This window comes from Streptomyces sp. NPDC093018 (genome assembly GCF_040684035.1).
GTDB lineage: Bacteria > Actinomycetota > Actinomycetes > Streptomycetales > Streptomycetaceae > Streptomyces > Streptomyces murinus.
Genome location: NZ_JBFBFF010000010.1, coordinates 80,831 through 107,628 on the forward strand (window position 1 = coordinate 80,831; position 26,798 = coordinate 107,628).

Here is a 26,798-nt window from a genome sequence, read left to right on the forward strand (position 1 = left end):
CGATGAGCCACGCGCAGGAGCACGAGCAGCAGACAGGTGCCGGGCCCGCCGTGCCGCAGACCCGCACCGCACGGCACCGCCGGATCGTGGACATCCTCAACCGGGAGCCGGTGCGCTCGCAGAGCCAGCTGGCCAAGCTGCTCGCCGACGACGGGCTCAGCGTCACCCAGGCGACGCTGAGCCGGGACCTCGACGAGCTGAACGCGGTCAAGATCCGCAACAACGACGGCGATCTCATCTACGCCGTGCCCAGCGAGGGCGGCTTCCGCACCCCGCGCGCACCGCTCGGCGAGTCCGCCAAGGAGGAGCGGATGCGACGGCTGTCCCAGGAACTGCTGATCTCCGCGGAGGCCTCGGCCAACCTGGTGGTGCTGCGCACCCCGCCCGGGGCCGCCCAGTTCCTCGCCTCGGCCATCGACCAGGCCGAGCTCCACGACATCCTCGGCACCATCGCGGGCGACGACACCCTGCTGCTGATCAGCCGCGACCCGACCGGCGGCCAGGCCCTCGCGGACCATCTGCTCAAGCTCGCGCAGAACGGCCACTGAGCCGGACCCCGACCGGCATGCGGGCCCCCGCCCCGCGGCGGAGAATGGAAGCGGCAATCTCCCTGAACGGGAGCAGCAATCTCCCTGCGGCCGTCGGCCGTACAAAGAGGTGTGTCGGGTTTGCGGTTCCCCGTGGGTCGCCTCCCGGACGAGGCTCTGCTGTCCGGGCTGGCCACCGGAGACCAGGAGCTGGCCGTCGTCTTCGTACGACGTTTCCAGCACCGGGTCTTCGGTGTCGCCATGGCCGTCACCGGGGACCGTCAGCTCGCCGAGGACGTCGCCCAGCAGACGTTCGAACGCGCGTGGCGGCACGCGCAGATCTACGACTCGCGCCGTGGTTCGGTCACCACCTGGCTGACCACCATCGCGCACAACCTGGCCATCGACGCGGTACGCGCCCGGCGCACCGAGCCGGTGGCCCCCGAGGACCTCGACGCCCTCCTCGGCACCGTCACCGAGACCCCCGAGCGCTGGGCGCTGGCCGACGAGGCCTCCGCCCGGCTGCGGGCCGCGGTCTCCCGGCTGCCCCGCGAACAGGCGCGGGCCCTGATGATGGCCGGTATCTACGGAATGACCGCCCAGCAGGTCGCCGACACGGAACAGATCCCGCTGGGCACCGCCAAGACCCGCATCAGAGCGGCGATGGGCAAACTGCGCACCACACTGTCGGCTCCGGAGCGAGGCGGCCATGTCCAGTGACGCGAACTGCGAGAAAATGCGCGAGATCGGCGCCGAGCTGGCGCTGGGCGTGCTGCCCGGCCGGGAGCGCGCGGAGGCGGTCGCCCATCTGGACACCTGCGCGGACTGCCGGGAGTTCGTCCGGCAGCTGACCCTGGTCGGCGACCGGCTGATCGGCCTGCTGCCCTGCCAGGAGCCGCCGCTGGGCTTCGAGTCCCGGGTGGCCCGCAGCCTCGCCCAGCAGGCGGCCGCGGACGGGCGCACCGCCGCGCGCGCCCCCGCGTTCCCGGTGCTGCGCGGGCGGGCACGCCGGGCCCGGATCCGGCTCGGGGCGGCCGCGGCGGGCCTCGCGGTGGTCGCCGGGTTCGCCGGCTGGGGCATCGGCACCGCCGTGGAGACGGTCACCGCCTCGGCCCCGCACACCATGGAGTCCGAGCCCATGCTGGTCGGCGACATGACCGCGGACTCGGCCGCCGACGGCTCGCCCATCGGCGAGGTCTACGCCCACCCCGGCAGCCCCGGCTGGATCTTCGTGACCGTCGACCTCGCCGGGCACGGCAGCGCGTACAGCGGCCGGGTCAGCTGCGTGCTGGAGCGCTCCGACGGCACGACCGTGCGCGTGGGCGACTTCACCGTGCGCAACGGGCAGGGCCACTGGGGGGCCCAGGCGCCCGTGGACGCGGACGCGGTCTCCGGCGCCCGGCTGACCTCCGCCGACGGCACGGTCCTCGCCCGCGCCCACCTCCAGACCGGGCACGTACTGACCCGGGAGACGCATGTGCCGTCCCAGCAGACATGAGGGCGGCCACCGGGACGGCGAGGGCTTAAGACAGCCGAGGGCTCAAGACAGCACGGTGCCGGTGTTCAGCCGGTGCAGCCGGGCGTACATCCCGTCGCGCACCAGCAGATCGCCGTGGGCGCCGTCCTCCACGACCCGGCCCCGGTCCAGCACCACGATCCGGGTGGCGTCGCGCACGGTGAGCAGATTGTGCGAGATGACGATGGTGGTCCGCCCGGCCATCAGCCGGCGCAGCGGCTCCATGATCCGCCGGCCGGAGCCCGCGTCGATCCCGGTGGTCGGCTCGTCGAGGAGCAGCACGGGCGCGTCCCTGACCATCGCGCGGGCGATCGCGAGGCGCTGGCACTGACCGCCGGACAGGGTGCGGCCGCGCTGCCCGACGAGGGTGTCGTAGCCGTCCGGGAGCCGTTCGATGAACTCGTGCGCGTCCGCCGCCCGCGCCGCCGCGACGATCTCCGCCTCGGACGCCTCCGGGCGGCCGTAGGCGATGTTCTCCCGCACCGTGCCGTGGAAGACCAGGGTCTCCTGGAGCACCACCGCGACGCTCTCGCGCACATCGGCCAGGCGCAGTTCGCGCAGATCGGTGCCGTCGAGCCGGACCGCGCCCCGGTCGGGGTCGTAGAAGCGCAACTGGAGCCGCGCGGCGGTGGACTTGCCCGCGCCGCTCGCCCCGACCAGCGCCAGCGTCTCGCCCGGCGCCGCCCGGAACGACACGTCGGCCAGGGCCCAGGGACCGGCGCCTGGGTAGCGGAACCAGACGCCGTCGAACTCCACCGCCCCGCGCGCCCGGCCGCGCGGGCGGGCACCGGCGCGCTCGGTGACCTGCGGCCGCTGGTCCAGCAGTTCGATGATCCGCTCGGCCGAGGCGGCGGCGGAGTAGAAGGTGGTGCCGAGCCCGGACAGGCCGTGCACGGGGCTGTACATCTTGCCGATCAGGGCGAGGAAGACCAGCAGCCCGCCGAGGGTGAGCTGGCCCTGGGACAGCTTCCAGGTGCCGAGGCCAAGCACCGCGAGCCCGCCCACCACCTCGATGATCTCCACGAGCGGGGCGTACAGGGACCGGATCCGCGTCGAGGCCATCACCGCCCGGAACCGCCCCACACTCTCCCGCTCGAACCGGCGCGCCTCCCAGCCCTGCCGGTTGTACGCCTGCACGAGCGCGACATTGCCGAGCACCTCCTCGGCGATCGCGCTGAGCGAGCCGGTGCGCCGTCTGCGCTCCCGGGAGGCGTCCTTGATCAGCCGCGAGAAGTGCCGGGCCGCGCCCCAGAACAGGGGCACGATGACCAGCGCGAGCAGGGTCAGATCCCAGCTCAGATAGAACAACAGGCCGACGAAGACGGCCAGTTGGAGCACGTAGTACAGGGCGTCCGCCACGCCCGAGAGCAGAAAGGTCTCGACCGCGTCCACATCACCCGTGACGCGGGAGAGCACATCGCCGAGCCGGCGGCGTTCGAAGAAGCCGAGGGACAGGCCCTGCACATGCCGGAAGACATCGCAGCGCAGCGAGAGCAGAAAGCGTTCGCCGACCCAGGTGGAGGTCATCTCGTCGGCGAAGCCGAGGATGCCGGAGCAAAGGATCAGCCCCAGGTAGGCCGGGGCGATCCACAGAAAGGGGTGCAGGTCCCGGGGGACCAGCACCTGGTCCACGACGCTCTTGAACAGCCACAGTTCACCGGCGTCGATGACCGGTCCGGTCAGGCTGAGCAGCAGCAGCGGGGCGAGCCAGCGCCGGTTGCCGCGGGTGTAGGGCCAGAACCGGCGGAAGACCGCGCGCGGTGAGACGGTGGGCGCGGCCGCGACGACATCGCCGGATGCCTCGGGGATGTCGGAGGAGGAGCCATCGGGGTCTCCCCAGGACAGCAGACGCCGCAGGACTTGCGCCATGGGATGCGTTCCTCGGACAGCGGCCGGGCGGACCGGGTCCTCCGGGCCCCGGTCCGCTCAGCCTGTGGGGGTCGGTCAGTAGCCGCCGTGGCCGCCGCGTCCGCCGTGACCGTGGCCACCGCGTCCGTGGTCATGGCCGTGACCGTGGCGGTCGCCGTGCCGGTGTCCGTGGCGGTCGAAGCGGTCGAAGGCGTCGAAGCGGTCGTCGTCGTGGTCACGGCCGTGACCCCGGCCGTGGCCGCCGCCACCCTTGGGCAGCAGACTGCTGAAGATAGCCATGGTGTTCCTCCCGGAAAATTTGCTGCACCTGGGATACGTCCGAGGGCGGCACAGGGATGGCTCTTCGGCGAAAAAATTTCCCTTTCAACCCCTTTTTCACGCTATGTACGTGATCAGTCCCGCGGTGTGGAGCACCTCGCCGTCCGCCGTGAGCAGCAGCGCCTCGGTGTCCGGCAGCGACTCCAGCCATCCGAGGCCCGCCCGCGACCCCCGTGCGAACGCGGCCGTGGCCCAGCAGTCCGCCCAGGTCAGACGAGGTGCCACCACGGTCACCGCCACCAGGTCGGTGACCGCGGGCCGCCCGGAGTGAGGGTCCGTGATGTGCGCGCCCCGCTCGGCCGTGCCCGAGGTGGCCACGGCCAGTTCGCTCGCCCCCGCCGTCGACACCACCGCGATCAGCCCGCCAGGCCGCAGCGGGTCCGCGATCCCCACCCGCCAGGGCCGCCCCGGCTCCGGCGCGCCCAGCGACTGCACATCGCCGCCGCCGCTGACGCTGACCCCCCTCACCCCGGCCACCTCGGCCAGCCGCCGCGCCGCCCGCTCCGCCGCCCACCCCTTGACGATCCCGGTGGGATCCGGCACCCCCCGGTACCGCGCGCTGAACCACCCCTCGCTCACCCGCTCCGCCTCCGCCGCGAGCCCCAGCACCCGTGCGACCTCGGCCGGGCAGCGCTCCACGGTCAGCTCGCCCCGGGCCAGCCGCGACACCGCGCTGTCCGCGCGATAGGTGCTGAACACCGCGTCCACCTCGTGCAGTCGAGCCACCACCTCCCCGAGCGCCGCCCGCACCGCGCCGGCCTCGCCGCCCCGCACATCGAAGGAGAACACGGTCCCCATGACCTCCTCCGCGTGCCGGGCGCCCTCACCCATGGACCCGGTCCAGGGCGGACTGGAGCGACTGCAGGTAGCCGGCGCTGGTGTACGTCGCGCCCGAGACCATGTCGATCCGCGCGCTCTGCGCGGCCAGCGCCTCGCGCCGCAGCTGGGGAAGCGCGTAGCTGTTGATCTCCTGGTCGCGCGGGTTCTCCGTGGGGTACCGCACGGCCGTCACCTCGGTGAGCCTGCCGCCCTTGACCGTCACCCGTACCTGGACCGGACCCCAGCGGGTCTGCGCGGTCTCACCGGTGACGGTCCTCGCGGCCCCTCCGGCCGCCGGGGCACCGCCGGTTGCCGATGCACCGCCGGGCTCCGATGCGCCGCCGGACGGCGAGGAACTCCCGGCCGCCGAGGAACCTCCGGAAGCGGCGGGCGCGCTCGCGCCGCCCCCGGAGCCCTGCGCCGACGCGCCCAGGGCGAGACCCGGGCCGGTGTGCGGCTTCAGGGACAGCAGCAGCACCACGGCGGAGACCGTCGTGGCACTCGCCAGCACGATGCGGCGCAGCGGGCGGTTCTTCCTCAATGCGTGCATGACCTCGGCCTCACAGCTCGAACGACTCGTGATGGATACGGCGGTCCGGCGAACCCGCCGCGCGCAGGGCCTCGTACACGTCCCGGGCGAACCCATGGGGCCCGCAGATGTAGACGTCATAGGCGGGCAGACCGGGGAAGCGCGCCCGCAGCGACGCCGCGGTGATGCGGGGCCGCTCGCCGCCCGGACCGTTCAGCGCGTACAGCACCTTCGCGCCGCGCCACCGCGCTATCGCCTCCAGCTCCCCGCCCAGCGCCAGATCCTGTGCCGAGCGCGCCCGGTACAGCAGCGTGACCTCGCCGGGCAGCGTCTCGAACAGGGCCCGCAGCGGGGTGATGCCGACACCGGCCGCGATCAGCAGGGACCGCCCGCCGGTCGCCCGGTCGGCGGTCAGCGCGCCGTAGGGGCCCTCCGCCCACACCCGGGTGCCGGGCCGGAGCGTGGATATCGCCGCGCTGTGGTCGCCCAGCGCCTTCACCGTGATCCGCAGCCGCTCCGGGCGCGGCGGCGCCGACAGCGAGTACGGCGTGGACGTCCAGGCCATCCCCTCGGCGAGGAACCGCCACCGGAAGAACTGCCCGGGGCGCGCGCCCAGCAGATCGAGGTCCCGCCCGCGCACCACGACCGAGAACACCCCCGGCGCCTCCCGCGTCACCGACTCCACCCGCAGCCGGTGGCGCCGGTTGAGCCGGACCGGCGCGAGGACCCGGAACCACACCACGAGCGCCGCGACCCCGAGGTACAGCGCGTACCAGGCGGCCGTCGCCACCGGCTCGCCGTTGAACTGCTCGCCCAGCGACACCTGGTGGAAGAAGGCCAGGAACACGGCCGCGTACGTCAGCAGATGGACGTAGTACCAGAACTCGTGCCGCATCCGGCGCCGGGCCGTCCGCGCCGAGGTGATGCCGACCGCGAACAGGATCAGCGTGCCCGCGGTGGCCTTCAGCATGTCCGGGTAGTCCAGCACCACGGTGACCGCCTCGTGCCACAGCGACGCCCGGTCCTGCGCGGCGTACCCGGTGAGGATCAGCACGATGTGCGCCACCAGCAGGCACACCGTGTACCGCCCGGCCATCGCGTGCCAGCGGGCCACCCGGTCCGAGCCCACCCGGTTCTCCAGCGCCGGGACCCGCGCCATCAGGCCGACCAGCACCGCGCAGGCGTACCCGCACAGCAGCCCGGCGAGCCGCCCCGCACCGGTCAGCCAGCCCGCCGCGCCGGCCACGGAGGCGGTGTCCGCCCACCACAGCCCGACCACGGCCGCCGCCCCCGCCCACAGCACCGCCAGCAGCGGCCCCGCCGGGGAGCGCCGCGCGACCCCCGGCCGGGGCGGTGCCGCCCGTCTCATGTCCACGGCTGTCATCAGTGCCGTTCCCTTCGTCCGCCGCCCGGGCCACCGGCCGGCCGGAGCCACTGTGCGGGACCCAGCTCTGAGGCGCCTCTGAGAAGGGGCCCCGCGGCCGGTTCTCTGAGGGCTTTCTCACAGAGGTCTCAGCGAGCTCTCACACACCGCCCTGACCAGGGAGTACGACACTGCGCCGAGCCCACTCAGAGGAAACTCAGAGCCGCCGCGGCGACCGGGCGCCGCGCGCACCCGCGATGCTGGGAGGCGCGATGAACACGACCCGTTCCGGCCGCCCGGCCCTCACCCGCCCCGACGGCACCGCGCTGCGTGTCCTCGTCGTGGACGACGACCCCGACCTCGCCGAGGTGCTCACCGGCGCCCTGCGCTACGAGGGCTGGCAGGTGCGCGCCGCCGGTGACGGCGCCGCCGCCCTCACCGCCGCGCGCGAGCTGGCGCCCGACGCCGTCGTGCTGGACGTGATGCTGCCCGACATGGACGGCTTCACCGTGCTGCGCCGGCTGCACGAGACCCAGCCCGAGGTGTGCGTGCTCTTCCTCACCGCCCGGGACGCGGTCGAGGACCGGATCGCCGGGCTCACCGCGGGCGGCGACGACTACGTCACCAAGCCCTTCAGCCTGGAGGAGGTCGTGGCCCGGCTGCGCGGACTGCTGCGCCGCGCCGGCATGGCCCGCCGCCCGGAGCCGGAGGAGGACCCCGGGCTGGTCGTCGGCGACCTGGTGATGGACGAGGACGCCCGCGAGGTGACCCGGGCCGGCGAGCTGATCGAACTCTCGCCGACCGAGTTCGAGCTGCTGCGCTTCCTGATGCGCAACCCCCGCCGCGTCCTCAGCAAGGCGCAGATCCTCGACCGGGTCTGGTCCTACGACTTCGGCGGTCGCGCCCATGTGGTCGAGCTGTACATCTCCTACCTGCGCAAGAAGATCGACGCCGGCCGCGAGCCCATGATCCACACGGTGCGCGGGGCGGGGTACGTACTGAAACCGGTGACCGGGTGAGGATCGGTGAGCGGGGGAGGACCGGTGAGCGGGGGAGAACCGGTGGCCGGGTGCGGGTGGGTGGCCGTGACCGCGCGAAGGACGGGGGCGGCGCGAAAGAAGCGTGCCGCGTGAAGGACGGTGACCGGGCGGCGTCCGGCGGCCGGACGCGACCCGGTGGCCTTCTCGCCCGGCTGCCCCGCTTCCGCACCCTGCGCGCCCGGATCACCTTCGGCCTGGTGGTGCTGCTCGCGGTGAGCTGCGCCGCGGTCGGGGTGGCCGCCGTGGTCGAGCTGAACGGCTTCCTCACCCAGCGCCTGGACGAGCAGCTCGCCCAGGTCGGCACCCGGTTCCCGGAGAGCCTGGAGCACCACGGCAAGCTGCCCGACGACCACGACGGGGACGAGGACGCCGATACCCGCCGGATGGCCACCGGCACCTTCGGCGCCTGCCTGCGCGGCGGCGCCGTCACGGACAAGGGCCTCATCCGCTCCGGCGACCTCTCCGTCGACCTGGACATCACGCTGACCGCGCGGGACGCCGAACGGCTCGCCCGGATCCCGGACGACGGCCGCCCGCACACCGTCGAACTCTCCGACCTGGGCCACTACCGGGTCGTCGCCACCCCCGGCCGCGACGGCGACATCCTGATGGCCGGGCTCCCGCTGAAGCCCGTCGAGGCGGCCGTGCACCGCCTGGAACTGGTCGCCGGGATCGTCTTCGGCCTCGCCCTCGTGACGGCCGGGGTGAGCGGCGCCCTCTGGGTCCGCTGGTCCCTGCGCCCCCTCGGCCGGGTCACCGCCACCGCCACCCGGGTCAGTGAACTCCCGCTCGCCAGCGGCGTGGTGGCACTGCCCCCGCGCGCCCCCGTCGCCGACCCGCACAGCGAGGTCGGCCAGGTCGCCGCGGCCCTCAACGGCATGCTCTGGCATGTCGAGGACGCGCTCACCAAGCGGCACGCCAGTGAGGAGCGGCTGCGCCGGTTCGCCGCCGACGCCAGTCATGAGCTGCGCACGCCGGTCGCCTCGGTGCGCGGCCACGCCGAACTGGGCCTGCTGCATCCGGGGCCGGTGCCACCGGAGATCACCCGGGCCCTGGAGCGCATCGCCGCCGAGTCCTCCCGGATGGGCCTGATGGTGGACGACCTGCTGCTGCTCGCCCGCCTCGACGCGGGGCGCCCGCTGGAGCGCGGCCCGGTCGATCTGACCCGGCTGGTCCTGGACGCGGTCACCGACGCCCGCGCCGCGGGCCCCGGCCACGGCTGGGCCCTTGACCTCCCGGAGGACCCGGTCACGGTCACCGGCGACGCCCACCGCCTCCACCAGGTGTTGGCCAACCTGTTGGCCAACGCCCGTTTGCACACACCTGTTGGCACCAAGGTCACCCTCACCCTGGACCCCGGCGCCGGCCCCGGCTCCGTCCTCCTCTGCGTCCACGACGACGGCCCCGGCATACCCGAGGAGCTGCGCTCCGCCGTCTTCGAACGCTTCACCCGCGCCGACCACCGCCGCCACGGCGACGCCTCCGCCACGGGCGCGGGCCTCGGCCTGTCGATCGTGTCCGCGGTGGTGGAGGCACATGGGGGCACGGTCGGCGTGGAGAGCACACCGGGCTCCACGACGTTCACGGTGAAGCTGCCGACCGGATAAGCAGCCAGGGGCGCGAGGCCGCGTCGACAAGCGGCTCCGCCGCGCGGGCGCAGAGCAGATCAATACCGGGTGACCCCGGTGGCGCCGCCCTCCGTGCCGATGGCGATACGCGGCGCGGCCCCCGGCACCACCCACCGGAGGATCCGTCGCATGGCATCCTCCGGCACCGACACACAACCGGCCGTCGCCCCGGCCCCGTCGACATGCAGGAAGATCCCGGCCCCCCGCCCCCGCACCGGCCGGTGGTAGTTGAACCCCACGACGAGCGCGTACGCGTACTGCCCGGCGTACGCGCTCAGATGCTCCGCCTCCGCGGCCCGGCAGTCGCCCGGCAGCGGATCCGTCCAGCGGTTGTACGACGACGACGCGTTGTCCTGGCACCACCAGGAACTCTCCTTCACCGCCCGGTAGGAGATCCCCGTGCCGGCCGGCGCCGCCTTGACCCCGAACCCGAACGGAAGGTCGTACAACCCGGTCGGTGTCGTGTCCGTCCCCTGGGTGCGCGCGTTCCCCTCGACCAGCCCCTTCGCCCCGAACCGCGCCGGCGCGGAACCGGCCCGGGTCCAGGTGCCGTCGCGCAGGTCCCACCAGCTGACCGTGCCCGTCGTGGACGAGGTGTCCGGCGCCTGCGCGATGATCAGCTGGGTGCCGCCGCCGGTGTCCGCGAGGCGTGCGGGCAGCGGCACCGGGACCGGCGCGCGCGGCGCGGGCGCGGCCCCGAGCAGGCCGAGCACGGAGGCGGACAGGAGGCTGGCGACGACACCGGGGCGCATGCTCAGACGCTAGACGGGGGCAGCGGCAACGGCAGCCCGGGCAGTCCGTCCAGGCTCCTGGCGATGTGCTCCTTCTTGGTGAAGTAGTCGTTCAGGGAGGCGTCGTCCTCCCGCGCGAAGCGCCGCTCGTGCAGATCGCGCTCCTCCTCGTAGGCCATGAAGGGGACGGCGTACCCGCAGGTGTCCCGCACCAGCTCGGCGTGCACCACGATGACCGCGCGCAGCCCGTGCGCGCGGGTGTCGACGCCGGGGAAGCGGGCGAGCAGTCCGCAAAAGCGCGGGTCGTCGCGGAAGACCGGCTCGCCCCGGCCGTGCACCCGCACGATGTTCGGCGGGCCCTGGAAGGCGCACCACATCAGCGTGATCCGCCCGTTCTCGCGCAGATGGGCGATGGTCTCCGCGTTGGATCCGGCGAAGTCCAGGTAGGCCACGGTGAGTTCGTCCAGTACGGCGAACGAGCCCTTGAGGCCCTTGGGGGAGAGGTTGACCCGGCCGTCGCCGGACAGCGGCGCGGTCGCGGTGAAGAAGAGGGGCTGTTCCTCGATGAACGTACGGAGCCTGCCGTCGATGCGCTCGTAGGTCTTTCCCATGCCCGCGGATTATCCCCGGAACTCTTTTGGCTGTCTAAGGATTCTCGGGCCCCGCACGCATCACTCGGAGGGGTGATTGACGAACCATGCGGTGTACTGCATACTCATGCATATCAGCGAATGCACTGTGAGGAGAAACCCCGTGACCGAGCGCGTCGTACTCGCCTACTCAGGCGGTCTGGACACCTCCGTCGCCATCGGCTGGATCGCCGAGGAGACGGGCGCCGAGGTCATCGCCGTTGCGGTCGACGTCGGCCAGGGCGGCGAGGACCTGGACGTCATCCGCAAGCGCGCCCTCGCGTGCGGTGCGGTCGAGGCCGAGGTCGCCGACGCCAAGGACGAGTTCGCCGACGAGTACTGCCTCCCGGCGATCAAGGCCAACGCCCTGTACATGGACCGCTACCCGCTGGTCTCCGCCCTCTCCCGGCCGACGATCGTCAAGCACCTCGTGGCCGCCGCCCAGAAGCACGGCGCCACCACGGTCGCCCACGGCTGCACCGGCAAGGGCAATGACCAGGTCCGCTTCGAGGCCGGCATCGTCGCCCTCGCCCCCGACCTGAAGTGCATCGCCCCGGTCCGCGACTACGCGATGACCCGGGACAAGGCGATCGCCTTCTGCGAGGCCAAGCAGCTCCCGATCGCCACCACCAAGAAGTCCCCGTACTCCATCGACCAGAACGTCTTCGGACGCGCCGTCGAGACGGGCTTCCTGGAGGACATCTGGAACGCCCCGATCGAGGACATCTACGAGTACACCTCCAACCCCGCCACCGCGCGCGAGGCCGACGAGGTCGTCATCAGCTTCAAGCAGGGCGTCCCGGTCGCGATCGACGGCAGGCCCGTCACCGTCCTCCAGGCCATCCAGCAGCTCAACGAGCGCGCGGGCGGCCAGGGCATCGGCCGGATCGACATGGTCGAGGACCGCCTGGTCGGCATCAAGTCCCGCGAGGTCTACGAGGCCCCCGGCGCGATCGCCCTGATCACCGCCCACCAGGAGCTGGAGAACGTCACGGTCGAGCGCGAGCTGGCCCGCTACAAGCGCCAGGTCGAGCAGCGCTGGGGCGAGCTGGTCTACGACGGCCAGTGGTTCTCCCCGCTCAAGCGCGCCCTGGACGGCTTCATCAACGAGGCCAACCAGCAGGTCAACGGCGACATCCGGATGACCCTGCACGGCGGCCGCGCGGTCGTCACCGGCCGGCGCTCCGAGTCGTCCCTGTACGACTTCAACCTCGCCACCTACGACACCGGCGACAGCTTCGACCAGGCCGCGGCCAAGGGCTTCATCGACATCTACAGCCTGTCGTCGAAGATCGCCGCCAAGCGGGATCTCGCGTAACCCCTACGGGTTCACCTCGCCCGCAGCACGCCGACGGCCGCCTCCCCACCTGCAAGGGTGGGGAGGCGGCCGCACAGACACACTCCGAGGAGCAACGCAGTGAGCAGCAACAGCGGTGACGTACGGCTCTGGGGCGGCCGTTTCGCCGACGGTCCCGCCGAGGCCCTGGCGAAGCTGTCCGCGTCCGTCCACTTCGACTGGCGGCTCGCGCCCTACGACATCGCCGGCTCGCGCGCCCACGCCCGTGTGCTGCACAAGGCCGGACTCCTCACCGAGGACGAGCTGACCCGCATGATCGCCGGGCTCGACCGGCTGGAGGCGGACGTCGCCGACGGCTCCTTCACCGGCACCATCGCCGACGAGGACGTGCACACCGCCCTGGAGCGCGGTCTGCTGGAGCGCCTCGGCCCGGACCTCGGCGGCAAACTCCGCGCCGGCCGGTCCCGCAACGACCAGGTGGCCACCCTCTTCCGGATGTACCTCAGGGACCACGCCCGGATCATCGGCGGCCTGATCGCCGACCTCCAGGACGCCCTGGTCGGCCTGGCCGAGGCCCACCCGGACGTGGCGATGCCCGGCCGCACCCACCTCCAGCACGCCCAGCCGGTGCTCTTCGCCCACCATGTCCTCGCCCATGTCCAGTCCCTGTCCCGGGACGCGGAGCGGCTGCGCCAGTGGGACGAGCGCACGGCGGTGTCGCCGTACGGCTCCGGCGCCCTGGCCGGCTCCTCGCTCGGCCTGGACCCGGAGGCGGTGGCCGCGGACCTCGGGTTCGAACACGGCAGCGCCGCCAACTCCATCGACGGCACGGCCTCCCGGGACTTCGTCGCGGAGTTCGCGTTCATCACCGCGATGATCGGCGTGAACCTCTCCCGGATCGCCGAGGAGATCATCATCTGGAACACGAAGGAGTTCTCCTTCGTCACCCTCCATGACGCGTTCTCCACCGGCTCCTCGATCATGCCGCAGAAGAAGAACCCGGACATCGCGGAGCTGGCCCGGGGCAAGTCCGGCCGCCTGATCGGCAATCTGACCGGTCTGCTGGCCACGCTCAAGGCGCTGCCCCTCGCCTACAACCGCGACCTCCAGGAGGACAAGGAGCCGGTCTTCGACTCCTGCGACCAGCTGGAGATCCTGCTGCCCGCCTTCACCGGCATGATGGCCACCCTCACCGTGCACCGCGAGCGCATGGCGGAGCTGGCCCCGGCCGGCTTCTCCCTCGCCACCGACATCGCCGAGTGGCTGGTCCGCCAGGGCGTTCCCTTCCGGGTGGCGCACGAGGTCGCGGGGGAGTGCGTCAAGGCCGCCGAGGCCGAGGGCAAGGAGCTGGACGAGCTGACGGACGAGCAGTTCGCCAAGATCTCCGCCCACCTCACCCCCGAGGTCCGCACCGTCCTGAACGTCCCCGGCGCCCTGGCCTCCCGCAACGGCCGCGGCGGTACGGCCCCGAGCGCGGTGGCGGTGCAGCTGGCCGAGGTCAAGACGGACGTGGCCCGGCAGCACCGGTGGGCGGAGGCGAAAAAGCCCCGTTAGGGGCGCGGGGCTGTGCCGATATGCGGCTGCCGCCGCGTGGGCGCGAGCAACCCGGACGCACTCGCACTCGCGCACCCACCGCACGAGCCACGCCCCTGGGCGGAGCCCCTCGCGGGTTACGTTGGTCGCAAGCCGAACCGGAGCCGACCCAACGGAGCCCGCGATGCCCTTCGCCCGCCTCGCCCACGCGACCACCCCGACCTGCCACCTCGGACTCGGTCTCGCCGCCGTCGGTCGCCCCGGCTACATCAACCTCGGCCGGGACGACGACCTCGGCGCGGACCGCAGCGTCGACGCCCTGCGCACCCGTACCCATGAACTCCTGGACGCCGCCTACGCGCAGGGCGTCCGCTACTTCGACGTGGCCCGCTCCTACGGCCGTTCGGAGGAGTTCCTCGCCCAGTGGCTGGCGGCGAACCCGGGCATCGACGACGTGGTGATCGGCAGCAAGTGGGGCTACACCTACACCGCCGACTGGTCCACCGACGCCGAGCGGCACGAGGTCAAGGACCACACCCTGGCGACGTACGAGCGGCAGCGCGCCGAGTCCGACGCGCTGCTCGGCGACCGGCTCGACCTCTACCAGATCCACTCGCTCACCCCGGACAGCCCCGCCCTCACCGACAAGGAACTCCACGCGCGGCTCGCGGAGGCCGCCGCCGGGGGGCTGACCATCGGCTTCTCCACCAGCGGGCCCCGGCAGGCGGACACCGTCCGCGCCGCCCTCGCGGTGACGGTCGACGGCGAGCCCCTCTTCCGCACCGTCCAGTCGACGTTCAACATCCTGGAGCACTCGGCCGCCCCCGCCCTCGCCGAGGCCCATGACGCCGGGCTGACCGTGATCGTCAAGGAGGGCATGGCCAACGGCCGGCTCGCCGGCCCGAACGCCCCCGAGGCGCTGCGGTCGATCGCCGCCGAGGAGGGGCTCGGCTGTGACGCCGTCGCCCTCGCCTGGATCCTGCGCCACCCCTGGGTGGGCGTCGTCCTCTCCGGCGCCGCGACCCTCACCCAGCTCTCCTCCAACCTGCACGCGCCCGCCGTCGACCTGGACGCGGACCGGATGACCCGCCTCGCCACGCTCACGGAGGAGCCGCGCGTGTACTGGGAGCGGCGCGGACAGCTGCCCTGGCACTGATCGAAGACCCCCGCTGACCCAAGTCTCCCGCTGACCCCTCGCTGACCAGCGACGATGAGTCGTACATGCCCATGATGAGACATTTGTGTCTCACATGGGCTACTCTTGTCTCATGGCCCTGGACCGAGACCATGTACTGCGCAGCGCCGCTGCCCTGCTGACCCGTAAATCCACCGCGACCATGGACGAGGTCGCCAAGGCCGCCGGGATCAGCCGGGCGACGCTGCACCGGCATTTCGCCGGCCGCGACGCGCTGGTACGGGCGCTGGAGGCGCTCGGCATCGCCGAGTGCGAGGCGGCACTGGACCGGGCCCGCCCGGAGGAGGGCACCGCGACCGACGGCGTACGCCGGCTGGTCCGCGAGATCCAGCCGGCCGCGGGACTGCTCGCCTTCCTGTACGGCGAGAGCCAGCTGTGGGAGGGCGACCGGCAGAACGACGGCTGGCAGCGGCTCGACAGCCGGATCGGCGCCCTGTTCCAGCGCGGACAGCAGGACGGCGAGTTCCGTATCGACCTGACCCCCGCCTGGCTCACCGAGGCGCTGTACGGCCTGACCGCCTCCTGCGCCTGGGCCACCCTGGACGGCCGGGTGGCCGCCCGCGACTTCCCGACCATGGTCGCCGAACTACTGCTCGGCGGCGCTCTACGGAGAGAGGAATCATGACCAGCACCATGCGGCCGGCAAGCGTGACGGAGGCGGAGAAGCGTCCGGGCCGCTGGCTCGCGCTCTGCGTCCTCGTCCTGGCCGTGCTGCTGGTGGCCGTCGACGCCACCGTCCTCGGCCTGGCGACCCCCTACATCAGCGAGGACCTGCACCCCTCCGGCACCCAGCTGCTGTGGATCGGTGACGTCTATTCCTTCGTCATCGCCGGCCTGCTGGTCTCCATGGGCAGCCTCGGCGACCGCATCGGCCGCAAGCGGATCCTGCTCTGCGGCGCCACCGCGTTCGGCGCGATATCCGTGCTCAACGCCTACGCCTCGTCACCGGAGTTGATGATCCTGGCGCGGGCGCTGCTCGGAGTCGCGGGCGCGACCCTGATGCCGGCCACCCTCGCCCTGATCCGCAACCTCTTCCACGACCCGCGCGAGCGCAGCCTCGCCGTCGGCATCTGGGGCGCGACGGCCTCGGCCGGTACGGCGGTCGGTCCCATCGTCGGCGGCTTCCTGCTGGAGCACTTCTGGTGGGGCTCGGTCTTCCTGATCAACCTGCCGGTGATGGCGGTCCTCGTCCTGGTCGGCATCCGCACCCTGCCCGAGTCCCGCAACCCGAACCCGGGCCCCTGGGACCTGGCCAGTGTGCTGCTGTCGCTCATCGGCATGATCGGCGTGGTCTACGCCGTCAAGGAGGCGGCCACCCACGGCTTCTCCTGGCCCACGCTCGCCGCGGGTCTGCTGGGCGCGGGCGCGCTGTACGGCTTCGTACGCCGCCAGCTGACCATGCCGGCCCCGCTGCTGGACATGCGGCTGTTCCGGCACCGCGGCTTCAGCGGCGCGGTCCTCGCCGACCTGCTGACCGTGCTCGGCATGTCCGGCCTGGTCTTCTTCCTCTCCCAGTACCTCCAACTCGTCCAGGACAGGCGCCCGTTCGAGGCGGGCCTGGCCGAACTGCCCGCCGCCGTGGGCGCGGTGGCGGCCGGACTGGCCGCGGGCAGCGCCGCCCGGCGCTTCTCGGTCCGCTCGGTGGTCTCGGCCGGGCTCGCCGCGGTCGGCCTGTCCCTGGCCGTGCTGACCTGCCTCGGCCAGAGCACGGGCTATCCGGTGCTCGGCGCCGCCCTGCTGGTGGTGGGCGTCGGCGCGGGCCTGTCCTTCACGGTCACCGCCGACGTCATCCTCTCCAGCGTCCCCAAGGAGCAGGCGGGCTCCGCCTCCGCGGTCTCCGAGACGGCCTACGAACTGGGCGCCGCCCTCGGCATCGCCCTCCTCGGCTCCATCGTGACCGCCGTCTACAGCGGCTTCCGCGGCCCGGCCGGCACCCCGCCGGGCGCCCATGACTCACTGGGCGCCGCCGTGCAGGCATCGGCCCACCTGCCCCCGCAGACCGCCGAGTCCCTCCTGGCCGCGGCCCGCGACGCCTTCGTCCACGGCCTCCACCTGGCCTCCGGCGCGGGCGCGGTCGTCCTGCTGGGCACGGCGATCGCGGCGTGGTTCCTGCTGAAGGGGTGCTCTCTGCGCTGAGCCGGATGCCGTGGGCGTTCCTTGTGAGCGGCTCCGGTGCGTCGCCGCAGGGCTACGATCACTCCCATGACGACCTCGGACATCCATGAGCCACCGAAAATCACGGAAGAACACTTTCTCGACATCGGAACCGATGTCGAGGCGGAGACCGAGGCCGAAGATGCTCCGCCGGAGATCGCCCGTCCGTGGAATCCGGAGCAGATCCGCGTAAACACCAAGCAGTTCTCTCTGCGAAATGCTCTGGACATGATCGAGGACGAGTCCCTGGAGCTTGCTCCGGACTTCCAGCGTGGCCGGGTCTGGAATCCTGTGCAAAAATCCCGGCTGATCGAGTCGGTGTTGCTGCAGATCCCACTTCCTGCCTTCTACTTCGCCGAGGACGCCGACGGCTATATGCGGGTCGTGGACGGTCTGCAGCGGCTTTCGACCATTCATGAATTCGTACGCGGTGACGGATTCGTGCTCAAAGGGCTCGAATATCTGAAGGATGTGGCCGAAGACAGACGGTTCGAGGGGCTGCCCGCTCCCTGGAAGCGGCGTATCCATAATACGCAGATCGTCACTCACGTCATTGACCCGACGACCCCGCCGGATGTCATGTACGACATCTTCAAGCGCATCAACACGGGCGGCACGCCGCTGAATGCGCAGGAGATCCGGCACTGTATGAGTAAGGACCGTAGCCGGAACATCCTCCGGGACATGACATCCAGCGAGGAATTCAACGCAGCTACCAATGGCATGGGCGGCCATATCCGGATGAACGACCGGGAAATGGCTTTGCGGTTCGCCGCGTTCTGGCTGATGGGTACGGAGGGCTATGCAAAATGTGCTGCTATGGACACGTTCCTTCAACGTACCACAAGAATGCTCGACAACCCGAGCGAAGTGGACGATGTTACTGTCGATAACCTCATGACGGGCTTCCGTAAGGCCATGGTGAACGCTCGCCTTGTCTTTGGTGCTCACGCGTTTCGTAAATGGCCCATGTATCACTTCGGTGGACGTAATCCGATCAACCGTGCGCTTTTTGAAACCTGGTCGATAACGCTGGCTGAAATCGAGACCGAGGATCTTGCGCTGCGCAATGATGCCATTGTCAGGGCCGCGCGCACCCTCATGTCCCGTGATTGGAGGTACCTAGAAGCCATCACGTCGTCTACAGGCGACGTGAATCGCGTGTGGTACCGGTTCCGTGCTACGGCGAAGGCCGCAGAGGCCGGAAAATGATCACCTCTCTGCGGGTCCGCTCCTTCAAGCGCTTTACTCATGCCTCGTTCGTGATGCGACCGCTAACTGTTCTCACCGGACTCAACGGCACGGGTAAGAGCACGACGATCCAGTCTCTCCTGCTTGTCCGGCAGCTCTCGGAGGCACCCGACGGGGGCGTAGTCCAGCTCAACGGTCCTTACGGGCTTGCCCTCGGGAAAGCACACGAGGTGCTGCACCCCAGCGCTCCCGATTCGACCATCGAGATCGAGGTCGCCAGCGACCCAGGCATCGAGCCGAACGCTTGCCAATTCACTGTCCCCGATGAGCAGGCTCTCTACCTTGAGGTGACGGGTGGTCCAGCTCGGCCCCTGCCGGAGCTGAGCGGCAAGGGAAGCGCGTTCACCTACCTTTGTGCGGAACGCCTCGGCCCTCGCGACCAGCTCGGAGTCTCCGCCGAGCACCCCGACCTCATCGGTATCGGTGTACGGGGCGAATACACAGCGCAGGTACTGGCCTTGCATGAGACACGGCCAGTCCACGAGTCGCTGCTGCATCCGAGGACCCATGACACTCATAACGTCACCACCCTCCGGACACAGGTGGAAATGTGGGCTTCTGATATCATTCGCTCCACAAAGATCACCGCTCAGTGGCCGCCGGGCATTACGGCCAGCACTATTCGGTTTCAGGAACCGGGACTGCTCAGCGAGCCGATCCGCCCCACCAATATGGGTTTCGGCTTCTCGTACGCGCTGCCGGTGATTGTGGCCGGTCTTCTCACCCGCCCAGGTGACCTCCTGATCGTCGAGAATCCGGAGGCCCACCTCCACCCGGGCGGTCAGTCCAAGCTCGGTCGTTTCCTCGCGCGTGTCGCCGGGGCGGGAGCCCAAGTGATCGTGGAAACACACAGCGATCATGTCCTCAACGGCGCGCGGCTGGCCGTGGCGGAAGAGCGAGTGCTGGCACCGGAGCACGCGATCGTTCACTACTTCGGTGACGAAGAGGTCGGTTCGATCCCCATCGAGTTCACCGAGAAAGGTGAACTGACGGAATGGCCGCAGGGCTTCTTCGACCAGATCGAACATGACTTGGGGAGGCTGGCACGTGCCAGGCGCCGGGGGCGGTGAGTCTTACCGGTTCGTCGTGGACGAGTCGTCCTTCGACTTCCGAGGGCTGACGGAGGAGCGGCTCACGGATCTGTTGAACGACTTCAGCGATGTACTCGACACCGTGTCCGAGCAGCGCACGGTCGCCGTCTCGCCATACTGGATCGAGACGGAATGCGTGGAGGGGCGAGAGCTGTACGACGTTCTCTACGAGGGCGAGGCTCCGAAGGTCGGCCGTGATGCCCGGCTGAGGATGGTGCGCCTCATGGACCGCTGTCCCGCCTGGGACACGGACTTGCCCGGCCTCCCCGACCGAGTCGAGCTGGGTGGGGTCACCCAGGATCCGGCCTGGTCCATCGGTTATGCCTGGTGGCGGACCCGGCAAAGACATCACGTCGGGTGCCTGGTTTTCGCGAGTGAGGCTCGTCGTGGCTGGCAACCGGTCGGCGCGAAAGACGGGACGGGGCAAGGGCTCCCCGAGACGGCGGAGGTTTTCTTCCTCGGTGAGGATTCAGCTCTTCCGGAATTCTGGCGCCCGCTTTTCTCGCGCGAGGACGTCGCGGAGCCGGACTTCTTGGATCTGGCCCGTGATGCCTTCACGGGACTCGTGTTCGCCGACTCACTCTCCTTCCGTAAGTTCGACGGATCGTATGCGCAGATGCGTGACTGGGTGGTGAAGATCCTCGCCGTGGTCAACGATCACTTCGCAGAGGCACTCGCGGCTCACGCGGGACAACCACACGCCGTCCAGGCCGAACTGGGCCGCTTCGGGCTGGATTTGTCGCCAGAGAGCCCCAACACTCGCTCCAAGCCCGGCATCATGAAGCAGAGAGACGTCGACCATGATGGCGAGACCTACCGCTGCGAGTGGCACGGAAAGAAGGAAAGACACCGTAACCGTGTGCATTTCAGTCTGCCCGAACAGCGTCTCGACGGCCGCATGCTGATCGGGATCTTCACTGACCACTTGGACACCTGAGCGATCGCTTTCACCGCTTGTAGCCGAGCACCGTCATCATCCCGCTCTCCGAGTGGTACTGGTTGTGGCAGTGCACCATCCACAGCCCGGGGTTGTCCGCGTCGAACTCCACCACCAGCTTGCGGTGCGGCAGCACCAGGGCCGTGTCCTTGCGCGCGCCCACCGCGTCCAGGCCCGTCATCGCGAAGGTGTGCCCGTGCACATGCATGGGGTGCCACATGTCCGTCGCGTTGATGAGGGTCAGCCGCACCCGCTCGCCGGCGTGGATCTCGTGCCGCTGGCGGACGTCGTACGGCTTGTGGTCGAAGCCCCAGTCGAACTTCGCCATGCTGCCGGTGATCTTGATGCGCAGCTGGCGGTCGGGGTGCCGCTCGGGCAGCGCCACCGAGTCGGCCGGCCGCAGCCGTCGCGCGGGCACGCACTCGCCGTCCAGTTCATCGGGGCGGACATTCGGCGCCGGAAGGTTCTTCCCCTTGTCGGTGCGCAGGACGGCGAGCGCGTTGCCCTTCTTGCCCTCGGCCAGCGCGACCAGCGGGAAGCAGCCGTCCTTGGCGGTCACCAGCACGTCGTACCGCTCGGACATCCCGATGAGCAGCGCGTCGGTCTCCTTGTGCCGCACCGGGTAGCCGTCGGTGTGGGTGACCGTCATGGCGTGGCCGCCGAGCGAGACCCGGAAGGCCGTCTCCGAGCCCGCGTTGACGAAGCGCACCCGGATGCGCTCGCCGGGACGGCAGCGGAACTCCTGGGGGTGGTGCGGCAGCCGCCCGTTGGCGAGGTAGTACGGGTAGTCGACGCTGCCGCCGTCGCCGTCCAGCATGCGGCTGTGGGAGTCGTGCAGCACCCGGTTGGGGCCGCCCCCGGCCTTCATGGACGGCGCCGGCTTGGCCTTGGCCGATCCGCGCGGGCTCGGGGAAGGGCTCCCGCTCGCGTGCGGGTGCTCCGGGCCCATGCCCATGCCGGCCATCCCGGAGCCGCCCGGCTTGAGTTGTTCGAGCACGCTGTCGGGGGTGGAGCCGTCCACGCCGTCGAGCCAGTCGTCCAGGACGACGACCCACTCCTTGTCGTAGGCGAGCGTCTCCTTGGGATCGTCCACCACCAGCGGCGCGTACAGGGCGCGGTCCGGCTGCATCCCGACGTGGGAGTGGAGCAGATATGTGCCGGGGTGCTTCACATTGAACCGGTAGCGGAAGTCCGTGCCGGCCGGGATCGGGCGCTGCGTCAGATCCGGGACGCCGTCCATGTCGCAGCGCAGCCGCACCCCGTGGGAGTGCAGGGTGGTGGTGGTCGGCAGCCGGTTGGCGAGTGTCAGATCCAGGATGTCGCCCGCGGTCACCCGGACCAGCGGCCCCGGCACCGTGTCGTTGTACGCCCAGGTGCGCACCGAGCGCCCGCCCAGGTCGAGCTTGGTCTCCGCGGCGGTGAACCGGTACGTGCGCACGCGCCCCGCCCCGCGTTTGCGCTCGGCGGCGAGCACCTCCGGGTCCGACGGGTTGACGTACCCCTTGGGCCCCGCCGGTACGAAGTTCCCCTCGATGCCCGCCCCGAGGGGTCCGGTGTCCGGGTGATGCGGACCGGAGCGGGTCTCGGGCCCCGAACCGGAGCCGCAGGCCGCCAGGAAACCCGCGCCGGCGGCTGCGAGCGGGACACGGAGGAGGGTTCGCCGCGAAGGTGTATCCATGTCTGAATAAGACATGTTCTGTGGATCATGCGCTCGGGGGCGTAGGCCGAATGACCCTGCCCCAGGGCAGATTCACACCGGCAGACGGACGAACGCGGGCCGCCCCGGTACAACCGGAACGGCCCGCGGCCATCTGCTGCGTGGGACTCAGGCGGCCTTCGCCTTGGTGGCGTACATGTCGACGTACTCCTGCCCGGACAGCCGCATGACCTCGGCCATCACGGAGTCGGTGACGGCGCGCAGCACATAGCGGTCGCGGTCCATGCCGTCGTAGCGGGAGAACTCCATCGCCGGGCCGAACCGGACGGTGACCTTGCCGGGCCGCGGCATGCCGTTGCCGCCGGGCTGGAGCTTGTCGGTGCCGATCATCGCGAACGGCACCACCGGCGCGCCGGTCATCAGGGTCAGCCGGGCGATGCCCGTACGCCCCCGGTACAGGCGGCCGTCGGGGGAGCGGGTGCCCTCCGGGTAGATCCCGAAGACCTTGCCCTCCTCCAGGACCCGGCGACCCGTCATCAGCGCCGCCACACCGCCGTTCGCGCCGTCCCGGTCCACCGGGATCATGCCGACCCCGGTGAAGAACCACGCCATCAGCCGGCCCTTGAAGCCCTTGCCGGTGACGTACTCGTCCTTGCCGATGAAGAGCACCTGACGCTTCGTGACGACCGGAAGCACGATCGAGTCGATGAAGGTGAGGTGATTTCCGGCCAGAATCACCGGTCCGTCCCCCGGGATGTTCTCCGCGCCCTCCACCTGTGGGCGGAACATCAGGCGCATGATCGGTCCGAGCACTGCCTTGATGAGGCGGAAGCGGGACAACGGGTCCTCCGATGTCAGGGGGCGGTATGAATCTGTGCGATGTGGGTCTGTGCAGGTGAGGACATTACTCGCGGCTTCGCCGCGAGCGCACATCGGGGACGAGCGGTTCACCGAGGTCTTACGAAGTGTTGACATGGGTTTACCTGCGGTGACGTGCCGCGGACGGCGTGTAACGCCCTTGTGCCGATGTGACGGACATCGCTCGCCTGGTCCCCGTACGCGACACCCCGTCACCTGCCCGCACGCACGGGCCATACGCCGGCACCCGCGAGTTCGACGCGAAGCCGCCCGTCTGTCATGTGTGCGCCCCTACGATCTCCCGGACTGATGAGCATCGGACTGATGAGCGAAGACAGAAGACGGCAGGAGGCCGCCATGGGAACCGAGCGTACGACCGAGACGCAGCCACAGACGCAGGTCACGGGACGGCGGGCGCTCCTCGGCGCCGCGATGCTGGGCGCGAGCGGCGCGGTCCTCGGACTGTCCGGCACCGCCCGGGCGGCCGAGAACCCGGCGGCGAAGCGCACCGCGCGCGGGCTCAAGGGCCTGCCGGTGCCGACCATCGTCGGCCACCGCGGCGCCAGCGGCTACCGCCCCGAGCACACCTTCGGCTCCTATGAGCTGGCCCTCGACCTCGGCGCCGACATCGTCGAGGCCGGCGACCTGTGCCCCACCAAGGACGGCCATCTGGTCTGCCGGCACGAACCGGAGATCGGCGGCACCACCGATGTCGCGGACCACCCCGAGTTCGCCGGCCGCAAGACCACCAAGGTGCTCGACGGCGTCCCCACCACCGGCTGGTTCACCGAGGACTTCACCCTCGCCGAGCTGAAGACGCTGCGCGCGATCGAGCGCATCCCGGACAACCGGCCGCACAACAAGCTCTACAACGGCCGCTGGGAGATCCCCACCTTCGAGGAAGTCCTGAAGTGGCAGGACGAGCAGACCCGCAAGCGCGGCAAGCAGGTCTGGATCTACCCCGAGACCAAGCACCCCACCTACTTCCGCAAGCTGGGCCTCGCCCTGGAGGAGCGGGTGGCCAAGCTGCTGCGCAAGCACGGCAAGGACACCCGCAACTCCCCGGTGATCCTCCAGTCGTTCGAGCCCACCAGCATCCAGCGGCTGAACCAACTGGTCGACAACCCGCTGGTGGTGCTGCTGTCCACGGCCGACAGCCGCCCCTGGGACTTCGTGGAGACGGGTGACCCGCGCACGGTCGCCGACCTGATCACCCCCAAGGGCCTGCGGGAGATCGCCGGTTACGCCCAGGGCATCGGCCCCACCCTGGACCTCGTCATCCCCAAGAAGGCGGACGGCTCCCTCGCCGAGCCCTCCACCCTGGTCTCCGACGCGCACCGGGTCGGCCTGATCCTGCACCCCTACACCATGCGCAACGAGAACCCCTTCCTGCCCACCGAGTTCCGCAAGGGCGGCGCGGCCGACGGCTACGGCGACCCGTTCGGTGCCTTCAAGGCGTACTTCGCGACCGGCATCGACGGCGTCTTCACCGACAACGCCGACACCGGCGTCCTGGCCCGCGCCGACTTCCTGGGCTGACCCGCGCGTCTGTCGCCGTGTCGACGCCCCCGCGATCTCCCGGAAGGCCCCGCTCCGCCGGGAGATCGCGGGGAGTCGGCTATGTCACAGGGCGTCCCCGTGCGACGAAGGTTGCTTCCCGTCGAGCGCGGGGATAGGAGTGTGGGGGACAACAGATGATCAGGTGAGCGGGAGGCATGCGCACATGGGCATGAGCGTGACCATCTCGGTGGCGACCGAACAGGACGCGGAGGAAATCTTCCGCCTCCAGTACCTGTGCTTCCAGAGCGAGGCGCAGCTGTACGGCAACTACCGCATCGACCCGCTCGTCGAGACCCTCGACGCCGTCCGCCGCGAGATCGGCGTCGACTGCGTCTTCGTCGCCCGGCTCGGCGACGAGGTGATCGGCGCCGTACGCGGCAGGATCACCGAGGACGGTTCCGCCGCGATCGCCCGCCTCTGCGTCCACCCCCGCCTCCAGGGCCACGGCATCGGCGCCCGGCTGCTGCGCGCCGCCGAGGCCGACCTGGCCGGGGCACGCGGCGCCACCCTCTTCCGCCTCCGGACCGGCCACCGCAGCGAGGGCAACCTCCGCCTCTACCGCCGCGTCGGCTACGAGCCGGTGGGCCGGTCGAAGGGAACGGACGGGGTGGACCTGATCGTGCTGGAGAAGGCGGCGGCCACGTATGTGGCTACGGCGTGAGCGGCGCGCCCCCGCGACTCAACCGGCCCCCTGCGACCGCGCCTTCCGCAGCCAGTACATCGCGGAGATGGGCAGCAGCACGGGAATGAACACGTAGCCCATCCCGTAGTCGGACCACACCGTGGAGTCGGGGAACGCCGAGGGATCGGCCACCGTCCACGTCCCCACGAGCAGCACCCCCACCAACTCGACCCCGCAGCACAGCAGCGCCGCCCGCCGGGCCACGTCCCCGCCCCGCACCAAGGTGTAGGTGATGAACGCGTAGATCAGCCCGGCGACCGCGGACAGCGTGTACGCGAGCGGCGCCCGTCCGAAGTCCGTCGCGATCTGGTACACGGAACGCGACACCGCGCCGACGACCATCACGCCGTAGAACCACACGAGCAGCATTCCCGGCCCGCTGATCAACCGGGCCGGCTTCTCCTCGACCGTCGTCATCCTCAGCCTCCCCAGATGTCAAAGAGCCGGACCTGAAGCACGGCCAGCACCACGCCGCCCGCCGCGGCCGTCACCGAACCCCATCGGGTCCGCTCGGCCAGCGACATGAACCCCGCGGCCGGCACACACGCGAACGCGCCCAGCAGATACGCCACGAAGATCGCGGTCCCCTGCTCCGGCTTCTCGCCCCGCGCCAGCTGCACGATCCCGATCACCAGCTGGATCACGCCCAGCAGCGACACCACGGCCATACCGATGAAGTGCCAGTCCTTCGTCGGCTGGTCACGATAGGCGGCCCAGCCGCACCACGCGGCGAGCAGCAGCGCGGCGACCCCGGTCACCAGCGTCAGGACAGTGAGCATGCGGTCGACCTTATTACGGCGGAATCGGGTCAACGCCGCCGACCCCGCCGTACGCCGTAGGGTCGAGGCCATGACGATCCACGCGCACGCTCTCCTGTTCGACAACGACGGCACCCTGGTCTCCTCCTACGACTCCGTCGTGCGCTGCTGGACGCTCTGGGCCCAGGAGTACGGCGTGACGGCCGAACAGTTCGGACAGGTGGAGCTGCACGGGCGTACCGCGGCCGAGATCATCGGCGATCTGCTGCCCGCCGACCTGGTGCCGGAGGCCGTCGCCCGGGTCGAGCAGCTGGAGGTGGCGGACGTGTCCGACGTAAGGCTGCTGCCCGGCACCCGGGAGTTCCTGGAGCCGCTGCCCGCCGACCGCTGGGCTGTAGTCACCTCCGCCACCCGCCGGCTCGCCGAGGCCCGCCTCGCGGCCGTGGATGTCACCCCGAAGTGCCTGGTCAGCGCCGACGACGTCAGCCGGGGCAAGCCCGACCCGGAGCCCTATCTGCTGGCCGCCCGGCAGCTCGGCGCGGACCCGGCCGACTGCGTGGTCTTCGAGGACGCCCCCGCGGGACTGCGCGCGGCCCGCGCGGCCGGCATGCGGACCGTGGCGTTGGCCACAACCCACCGCGCCGAGGAGCTCGACGCCGACCTGGTCGTGGACGACCTCGCGGCCTTGCGCGCACTGGTCACCGACGGGGGAGTGGAGATCTCCGTCCGCGACTGAGCCCGCCCCGAGGTGTCCGCCGCTGTCCACTATGCGGACGGCGGCCACCGCTCCCCGGCGGGCTTCTGCTTTACTGGGCCGCATGACCACGACGAACAGCCGCATCCCTGCGACCGAGGC

Annotated in this window: 27 protein-coding genes; 16 read left to right on the plus strand and 11 right to left on the minus strand. The window is 70.8% G+C overall.

Going from position 1 to position 26,798, the window contains the following annotated elements:
• Positions 1-2 precede the first annotated feature (2 nt).
• The 3 genes from AB0N90_RS22610 (at position 3) to AB0N90_RS22620 (ending at position 2,025) form a co-directional block, all read left to right on the plus strand.
• On the plus strand, positions 3-548 hold the full coding sequence (locus AB0N90_RS22610) for an arginine repressor (RefSeq protein ID WP_361680116.1): 546 nt from the start codon (positions 3-5) through the stop codon (positions 546-548).
• A 111-nt stretch (positions 549-659) separates the two neighbouring features.
• Positions 660-1,247, plus strand: a complete 588-nt coding sequence (locus AB0N90_RS22615; RefSeq protein WP_086809001.1) for a sigma-70 family RNA polymerase sigma factor — start codon at positions 660-662, stop codon at positions 1,245-1,247.
• A complete protein-coding gene (locus AB0N90_RS22620; RefSeq protein ID WP_361680113.1) occupies positions 1,237-2,025 on the plus strand; it encodes a zf-HC2 domain-containing protein in 789 nt (262 codons plus the stop codon). The genes AB0N90_RS22615 and AB0N90_RS22620 overlap by 11 nt, the downstream gene beginning before the upstream one ends.
• Positions 2,026-2,067: 42 nt before the next feature.
• On the opposite strand, the gene AB0N90_RS22625 is transcribed toward AB0N90_RS22620, so the two are convergent.
• The 5 genes from AB0N90_RS22625 to AB0N90_RS22645 form a co-directional block, all read right to left on the minus strand.
• Entirely contained in the window at positions 2,068-3,912 is a 1,845-nt protein-coding gene (locus AB0N90_RS22625; RefSeq protein WP_365199270.1) for an ABC transporter ATP-binding protein, read from the minus strand.
• A gap of 75 nt (positions 3,913-3,987) precedes the next feature.
• Positions 3,988-4,191, minus strand: coding sequence for a hypothetical protein (locus AB0N90_RS22630; RefSeq protein WP_361680107.1), 204 nt, complete (start codon positions 4,189-4,191; stop codon positions 3,988-3,990).
• Positions 4,192-4,287: 96 nt separating this feature from the next.
• Positions 4,288-5,028, minus strand: coding sequence for an FAD:protein FMN transferase (locus AB0N90_RS22635; protein WP_365199586.1), 741 nt, complete (start codon positions 5,026-5,028; stop codon positions 4,288-4,290).
• A 25-nt stretch (positions 5,029-5,053) separates the two neighbouring features.
• Positions 5,054-5,599, minus strand: a complete 546-nt coding sequence (locus AB0N90_RS22640) for an FMN-binding protein (protein WP_365199272.1) — start codon at positions 5,597-5,599, stop codon at positions 5,054-5,056.
• A 10-nt stretch (positions 5,600-5,609) separates the two neighbouring features.
• The gene (locus AB0N90_RS22645) at positions 5,610-6,962 is read right to left on the minus strand and encodes a ferredoxin reductase family protein (protein ID WP_365199275.1); all 1,353 of its coding nucleotides are present in this window, start codon (positions 6,960-6,962) and stop codon (positions 5,610-5,612) included.
• A gap of 251 nt (positions 6,963-7,213) precedes the next feature.
• Here AB0N90_RS22645 and AB0N90_RS22650 point away from each other — a divergent pair, with 251 nt between their 5' ends.
• Both AB0N90_RS22650 and AB0N90_RS22655 read left to right on the plus strand, forming a co-directional pair.
• Positions 7,214-7,960 carry a response regulator transcription factor gene (locus AB0N90_RS22650; protein WP_361680099.1) on the plus strand — a complete coding sequence of 249 codons (747 nt, stop codon included), beginning with the start codon at positions 7,214-7,216 and terminating at the stop codon, positions 7,958-7,960.
• Between the two features lie 218 nt (positions 7,961-8,178).
• Positions 8,179-9,588 carry a HAMP domain-containing sensor histidine kinase gene (locus AB0N90_RS22655; RefSeq protein WP_365199588.1) on the plus strand — a complete coding sequence of 470 codons (1,410 nt, stop codon included), beginning with the start codon at positions 8,179-8,181 and terminating at the stop codon, positions 9,586-9,588.
• Between the two features lie 59 nt (positions 9,589-9,647).
• On the opposite strand, the gene AB0N90_RS22660 is transcribed toward AB0N90_RS22655, so the two are convergent.
• Both AB0N90_RS22660 and AB0N90_RS22665 read right to left on the minus strand, forming a co-directional pair.
• Positions 9,648-10,361, minus strand: coding sequence for a L,D-transpeptidase family protein (locus AB0N90_RS22660; protein ID WP_361680096.1), 714 nt, complete (start codon positions 10,359-10,361; stop codon positions 9,648-9,650).
• A gap of 2 nt (positions 10,362-10,363) precedes the next feature.
• Positions 10,364-10,951 (minus strand): pyridoxamine 5'-phosphate oxidase family protein, encoded by a 588-nt coding sequence (locus AB0N90_RS22665; RefSeq protein WP_365199279.1) that lies wholly within the window; start codon positions 10,949-10,951, stop codon positions 10,364-10,366.
• A 142-nt stretch (positions 10,952-11,093) separates the two neighbouring features.
• Between AB0N90_RS22665 and AB0N90_RS22670 the strand changes: the two genes are divergently transcribed.
• From AB0N90_RS22670 to AB0N90_RS22705, 8 genes are all read left to right on the plus strand, one after another.
• Positions 11,094-12,287, plus strand: coding sequence for an argininosuccinate synthase (locus AB0N90_RS22670; RefSeq protein ID WP_136101915.1), 1,194 nt, complete (start codon positions 11,094-11,096; stop codon positions 12,285-12,287).
• A 99-nt stretch (positions 12,288-12,386) separates the two neighbouring features.
• Positions 12,387-13,820 carry an argininosuccinate lyase gene (gene argH, locus AB0N90_RS22675; protein ID WP_365199282.1) on the plus strand — a complete coding sequence of 478 codons (1,434 nt, stop codon included), beginning with the start codon at positions 12,387-12,389 and terminating at the stop codon, positions 13,818-13,820.
• A gap of 163 nt (positions 13,821-13,983) precedes the next feature.
• Positions 13,984-14,955: an aldo/keto reductase gene (locus AB0N90_RS22680; protein ID WP_365199285.1), complete on the plus strand. Its 972-nt coding sequence runs from the start codon at positions 13,984-13,986 to the stop codon at positions 14,953-14,955.
• Positions 14,956-15,067: 112 nt separating this feature from the next.
• On the plus strand, positions 15,068-15,619 hold the full coding sequence (locus tag AB0N90_RS22685; protein WP_365199288.1) for a helix-turn-helix domain-containing protein: 552 nt from the start codon (positions 15,068-15,070) through the stop codon (positions 15,617-15,619).
• Positions 15,616-17,130, plus strand: a complete 1,515-nt coding sequence (locus AB0N90_RS22690) for an MFS transporter (protein WP_365199291.1) — start codon at positions 15,616-15,618, stop codon at positions 17,128-17,130. The genes AB0N90_RS22685 and AB0N90_RS22690 overlap by 4 nt, the downstream gene beginning before the upstream one ends.
• 66 nt (positions 17,131-17,196) lie before the next feature.
• Positions 17,197-18,360, plus strand: coding sequence for a DUF262 domain-containing protein (locus tag AB0N90_RS22695; protein WP_365199293.1), 1,164 nt, complete (start codon positions 17,197-17,199; stop codon positions 18,358-18,360).
• On the plus strand, positions 18,357-19,469 hold the full coding sequence (locus AB0N90_RS22700; protein ID WP_365199295.1) for a DUF3696 domain-containing protein: 1,113 nt from the start codon (positions 18,357-18,359) through the stop codon (positions 19,467-19,469). Before AB0N90_RS22695 ends, AB0N90_RS22700 begins: the two co-directional genes overlap by 4 nt.
• Before the next feature lie 16 nt (positions 19,470-19,485).
• A complete protein-coding gene (locus tag AB0N90_RS22705; RefSeq protein ID WP_365199297.1) occupies positions 19,486-20,427 on the plus strand; it encodes a hypothetical protein in 942 nt (313 codons plus the stop codon).
• A 10-nt stretch (positions 20,428-20,437) separates the two neighbouring features.
• Here the strand turns inward: AB0N90_RS22705 and AB0N90_RS22710 are convergent, their stop codons facing one another.
• Together AB0N90_RS22710 and AB0N90_RS22715 are read right to left on the minus strand one after the other, a co-directional pair.
• The gene (locus AB0N90_RS22710) at positions 20,438-22,105 is read right to left on the minus strand and encodes a multicopper oxidase family protein (protein WP_365199299.1); all 1,668 of its coding nucleotides are present in this window, start codon (positions 22,103-22,105) and stop codon (positions 20,438-20,440) included.
• A 147-nt stretch (positions 22,106-22,252) separates the two neighbouring features.
• Positions 22,253-23,017 carry a lysophospholipid acyltransferase family protein gene (locus AB0N90_RS22715; RefSeq protein WP_361680333.1) on the minus strand — a complete coding sequence of 255 codons (765 nt, stop codon included), beginning with the start codon at positions 23,015-23,017 and terminating at the stop codon, positions 22,253-22,255.
• A 282-nt stretch (positions 23,018-23,299) separates the two neighbouring features.
• Between AB0N90_RS22715 and AB0N90_RS22720 the strand changes: the two genes are divergently transcribed.
• Both AB0N90_RS22720 and AB0N90_RS22725 read left to right on the plus strand, forming a co-directional pair.
• Complete coding sequence (locus tag AB0N90_RS22720; protein WP_365199591.1) at positions 23,300-24,481, plus strand: glycerophosphodiester phosphodiesterase; 1,182 nt, start codon at positions 23,300-23,302, stop codon at positions 24,479-24,481.
• Between the two features lie 184 nt (positions 24,482-24,665).
• On the plus strand, positions 24,666-25,163 hold the full coding sequence (locus tag AB0N90_RS22725) for a GNAT family N-acetyltransferase (protein WP_365199302.1): 498 nt from the start codon (positions 24,666-24,668) through the stop codon (positions 25,161-25,163).
• 18 nt (positions 25,164-25,181) lie between these two features.
• Here AB0N90_RS22725 and AB0N90_RS22730 read toward each other — a convergent pair whose 3' ends face one another.
• Entirely contained in the window at positions 25,182-25,601 is a 420-nt protein-coding gene (locus tag AB0N90_RS22730; protein ID WP_361680071.1) for a hypothetical protein, read from the minus strand.
• A 2-nt stretch (positions 25,602-25,603) separates the two neighbouring features.
• The gene (locus AB0N90_RS22735) at positions 25,604-25,963 is read right to left on the minus strand and encodes a hypothetical protein (protein ID WP_037651124.1); all 360 of its coding nucleotides are present in this window, start codon (positions 25,961-25,963) and stop codon (positions 25,604-25,606) included.
• 70 nt (positions 25,964-26,033) lie between these two features.
• On the opposite strand from AB0N90_RS22735, the gene AB0N90_RS22740 reads away from it, so the two are divergent.
• Entirely contained in the window at positions 26,034-26,678 is a 645-nt protein-coding gene (locus tag AB0N90_RS22740) for an HAD-IA family hydrolase (RefSeq protein WP_365199306.1), read from the plus strand.
• Positions 26,679-26,798 lie beyond the last annotated feature (120 nt).

Coding starts and splice junctions, on each gene's coding strand:
- AB0N90_RS22610 (WP_361680116.1), top strand. CDS start 3: ATGAGCCACGCGCAGGAGCACGAGCAGCAGACAGGTGCCGGGCCCGCC.
- AB0N90_RS22700 (WP_365199295.1), top strand. CDS start 18,357: ATGATCACCTCTCTGCGGGTCCGCTCCTTCAAGCGCTTTACTCATGCC.
- AB0N90_RS22720 (WP_365199591.1), top strand. CDS start 23,300: ATGGGAACCGAGCGTACGACCGAGACGCAGCCACAGACGCAGGTCACG.
- AB0N90_RS22710 (WP_365199299.1), bottom strand. CDS start 22,105: ATGGATACACCTTCGCGGCGAACCCTCCTCCGTGTCCCGCTCGCAGCC.
- AB0N90_RS22690 (WP_365199291.1), top strand. CDS start 15,616: ATGACCAGCACCATGCGGCCGGCAAGCGTGACGGAGGCGGAGAAGCGT.
- AB0N90_RS22665 (WP_365199279.1), bottom strand. CDS start 10,951: ATGGGAAAGACCTACGAGCGCATCGACGGCAGGCTCCGTACGTTCATC.
- AB0N90_RS22635 (WP_365199586.1), bottom strand. CDS start 5,028: ATGGGGACCGTGTTCTCCTTCGATGTGCGGGGCGGCGAGGCCGGCGCG.
- AB0N90_RS22625 (WP_365199270.1), bottom strand. CDS start 3,912: ATGGCGCAAGTCCTGCGGCGTCTGCTGTCCTGGGGAGACCCCGATGGC.
- AB0N90_RS22620 (WP_361680113.1), top strand. CDS start 1,237: ATGTCCAGTGACGCGAACTGCGAGAAAATGCGCGAGATCGGCGCCGAG.
- AB0N90_RS22640 (WP_365199272.1), bottom strand. CDS start 5,599: ATGCACGCATTGAGGAAGAACCGCCCGCTGCGCCGCATCGTGCTGGCG.
- AB0N90_RS22725 (WP_365199302.1), top strand. CDS start 24,666: ATGGGCATGAGCGTGACCATCTCGGTGGCGACCGAACAGGACGCGGAG.
- AB0N90_RS22735 (WP_037651124.1), bottom strand. CDS start 25,963: ATGCTCACTGTCCTGACGCTGGTGACCGGGGTCGCCGCGCTGCTGCTC.
- AB0N90_RS22680 (WP_365199285.1), top strand. CDS start 13,984: ATGCCCTTCGCCCGCCTCGCCCACGCGACCACCCCGACCTGCCACCTC.
- AB0N90_RS22650 (WP_361680099.1), top strand. CDS start 7,214: ATGAACACGACCCGTTCCGGCCGCCCGGCCCTCACCCGCCCCGACGGC.
- AB0N90_RS22715 (WP_361680333.1), bottom strand. CDS start 23,017: ATGTGCGCTCGCGGCGAAGCCGCGAGTAATGTCCTCACCTGCACAGAC.
- AB0N90_RS22730 (WP_361680071.1), bottom strand. CDS start 25,601: ATGACGACGGTCGAGGAGAAGCCGGCCCGGTTGATCAGCGGGCCGGGA.
- AB0N90_RS22645 (WP_365199275.1), bottom strand. CDS start 6,962: ATGACAGCCGTGGACATGAGACGGGCGGCACCGCCCCGGCCGGGGGTC.
- AB0N90_RS22660 (WP_361680096.1), bottom strand. CDS start 10,361: ATGCGCCCCGGTGTCGTCGCCAGCCTCCTGTCCGCCTCCGTGCTCGGC.
- AB0N90_RS22630 (WP_361680107.1), bottom strand. CDS start 4,191: ATGGCTATCTTCAGCAGTCTGCTGCCCAAGGGTGGCGGCGGCCACGGC.
- AB0N90_RS22685 (WP_365199288.1), top strand. CDS start 15,068: ATGGCCCTGGACCGAGACCATGTACTGCGCAGCGCCGCTGCCCTGCTG.
- AB0N90_RS22695 (WP_365199293.1), top strand. CDS start 17,197: ATGACGACCTCGGACATCCATGAGCCACCGAAAATCACGGAAGAACAC.
- AB0N90_RS22740 (WP_365199306.1), top strand. CDS start 26,034: ATGACGATCCACGCGCACGCTCTCCTGTTCGACAACGACGGCACCCTG.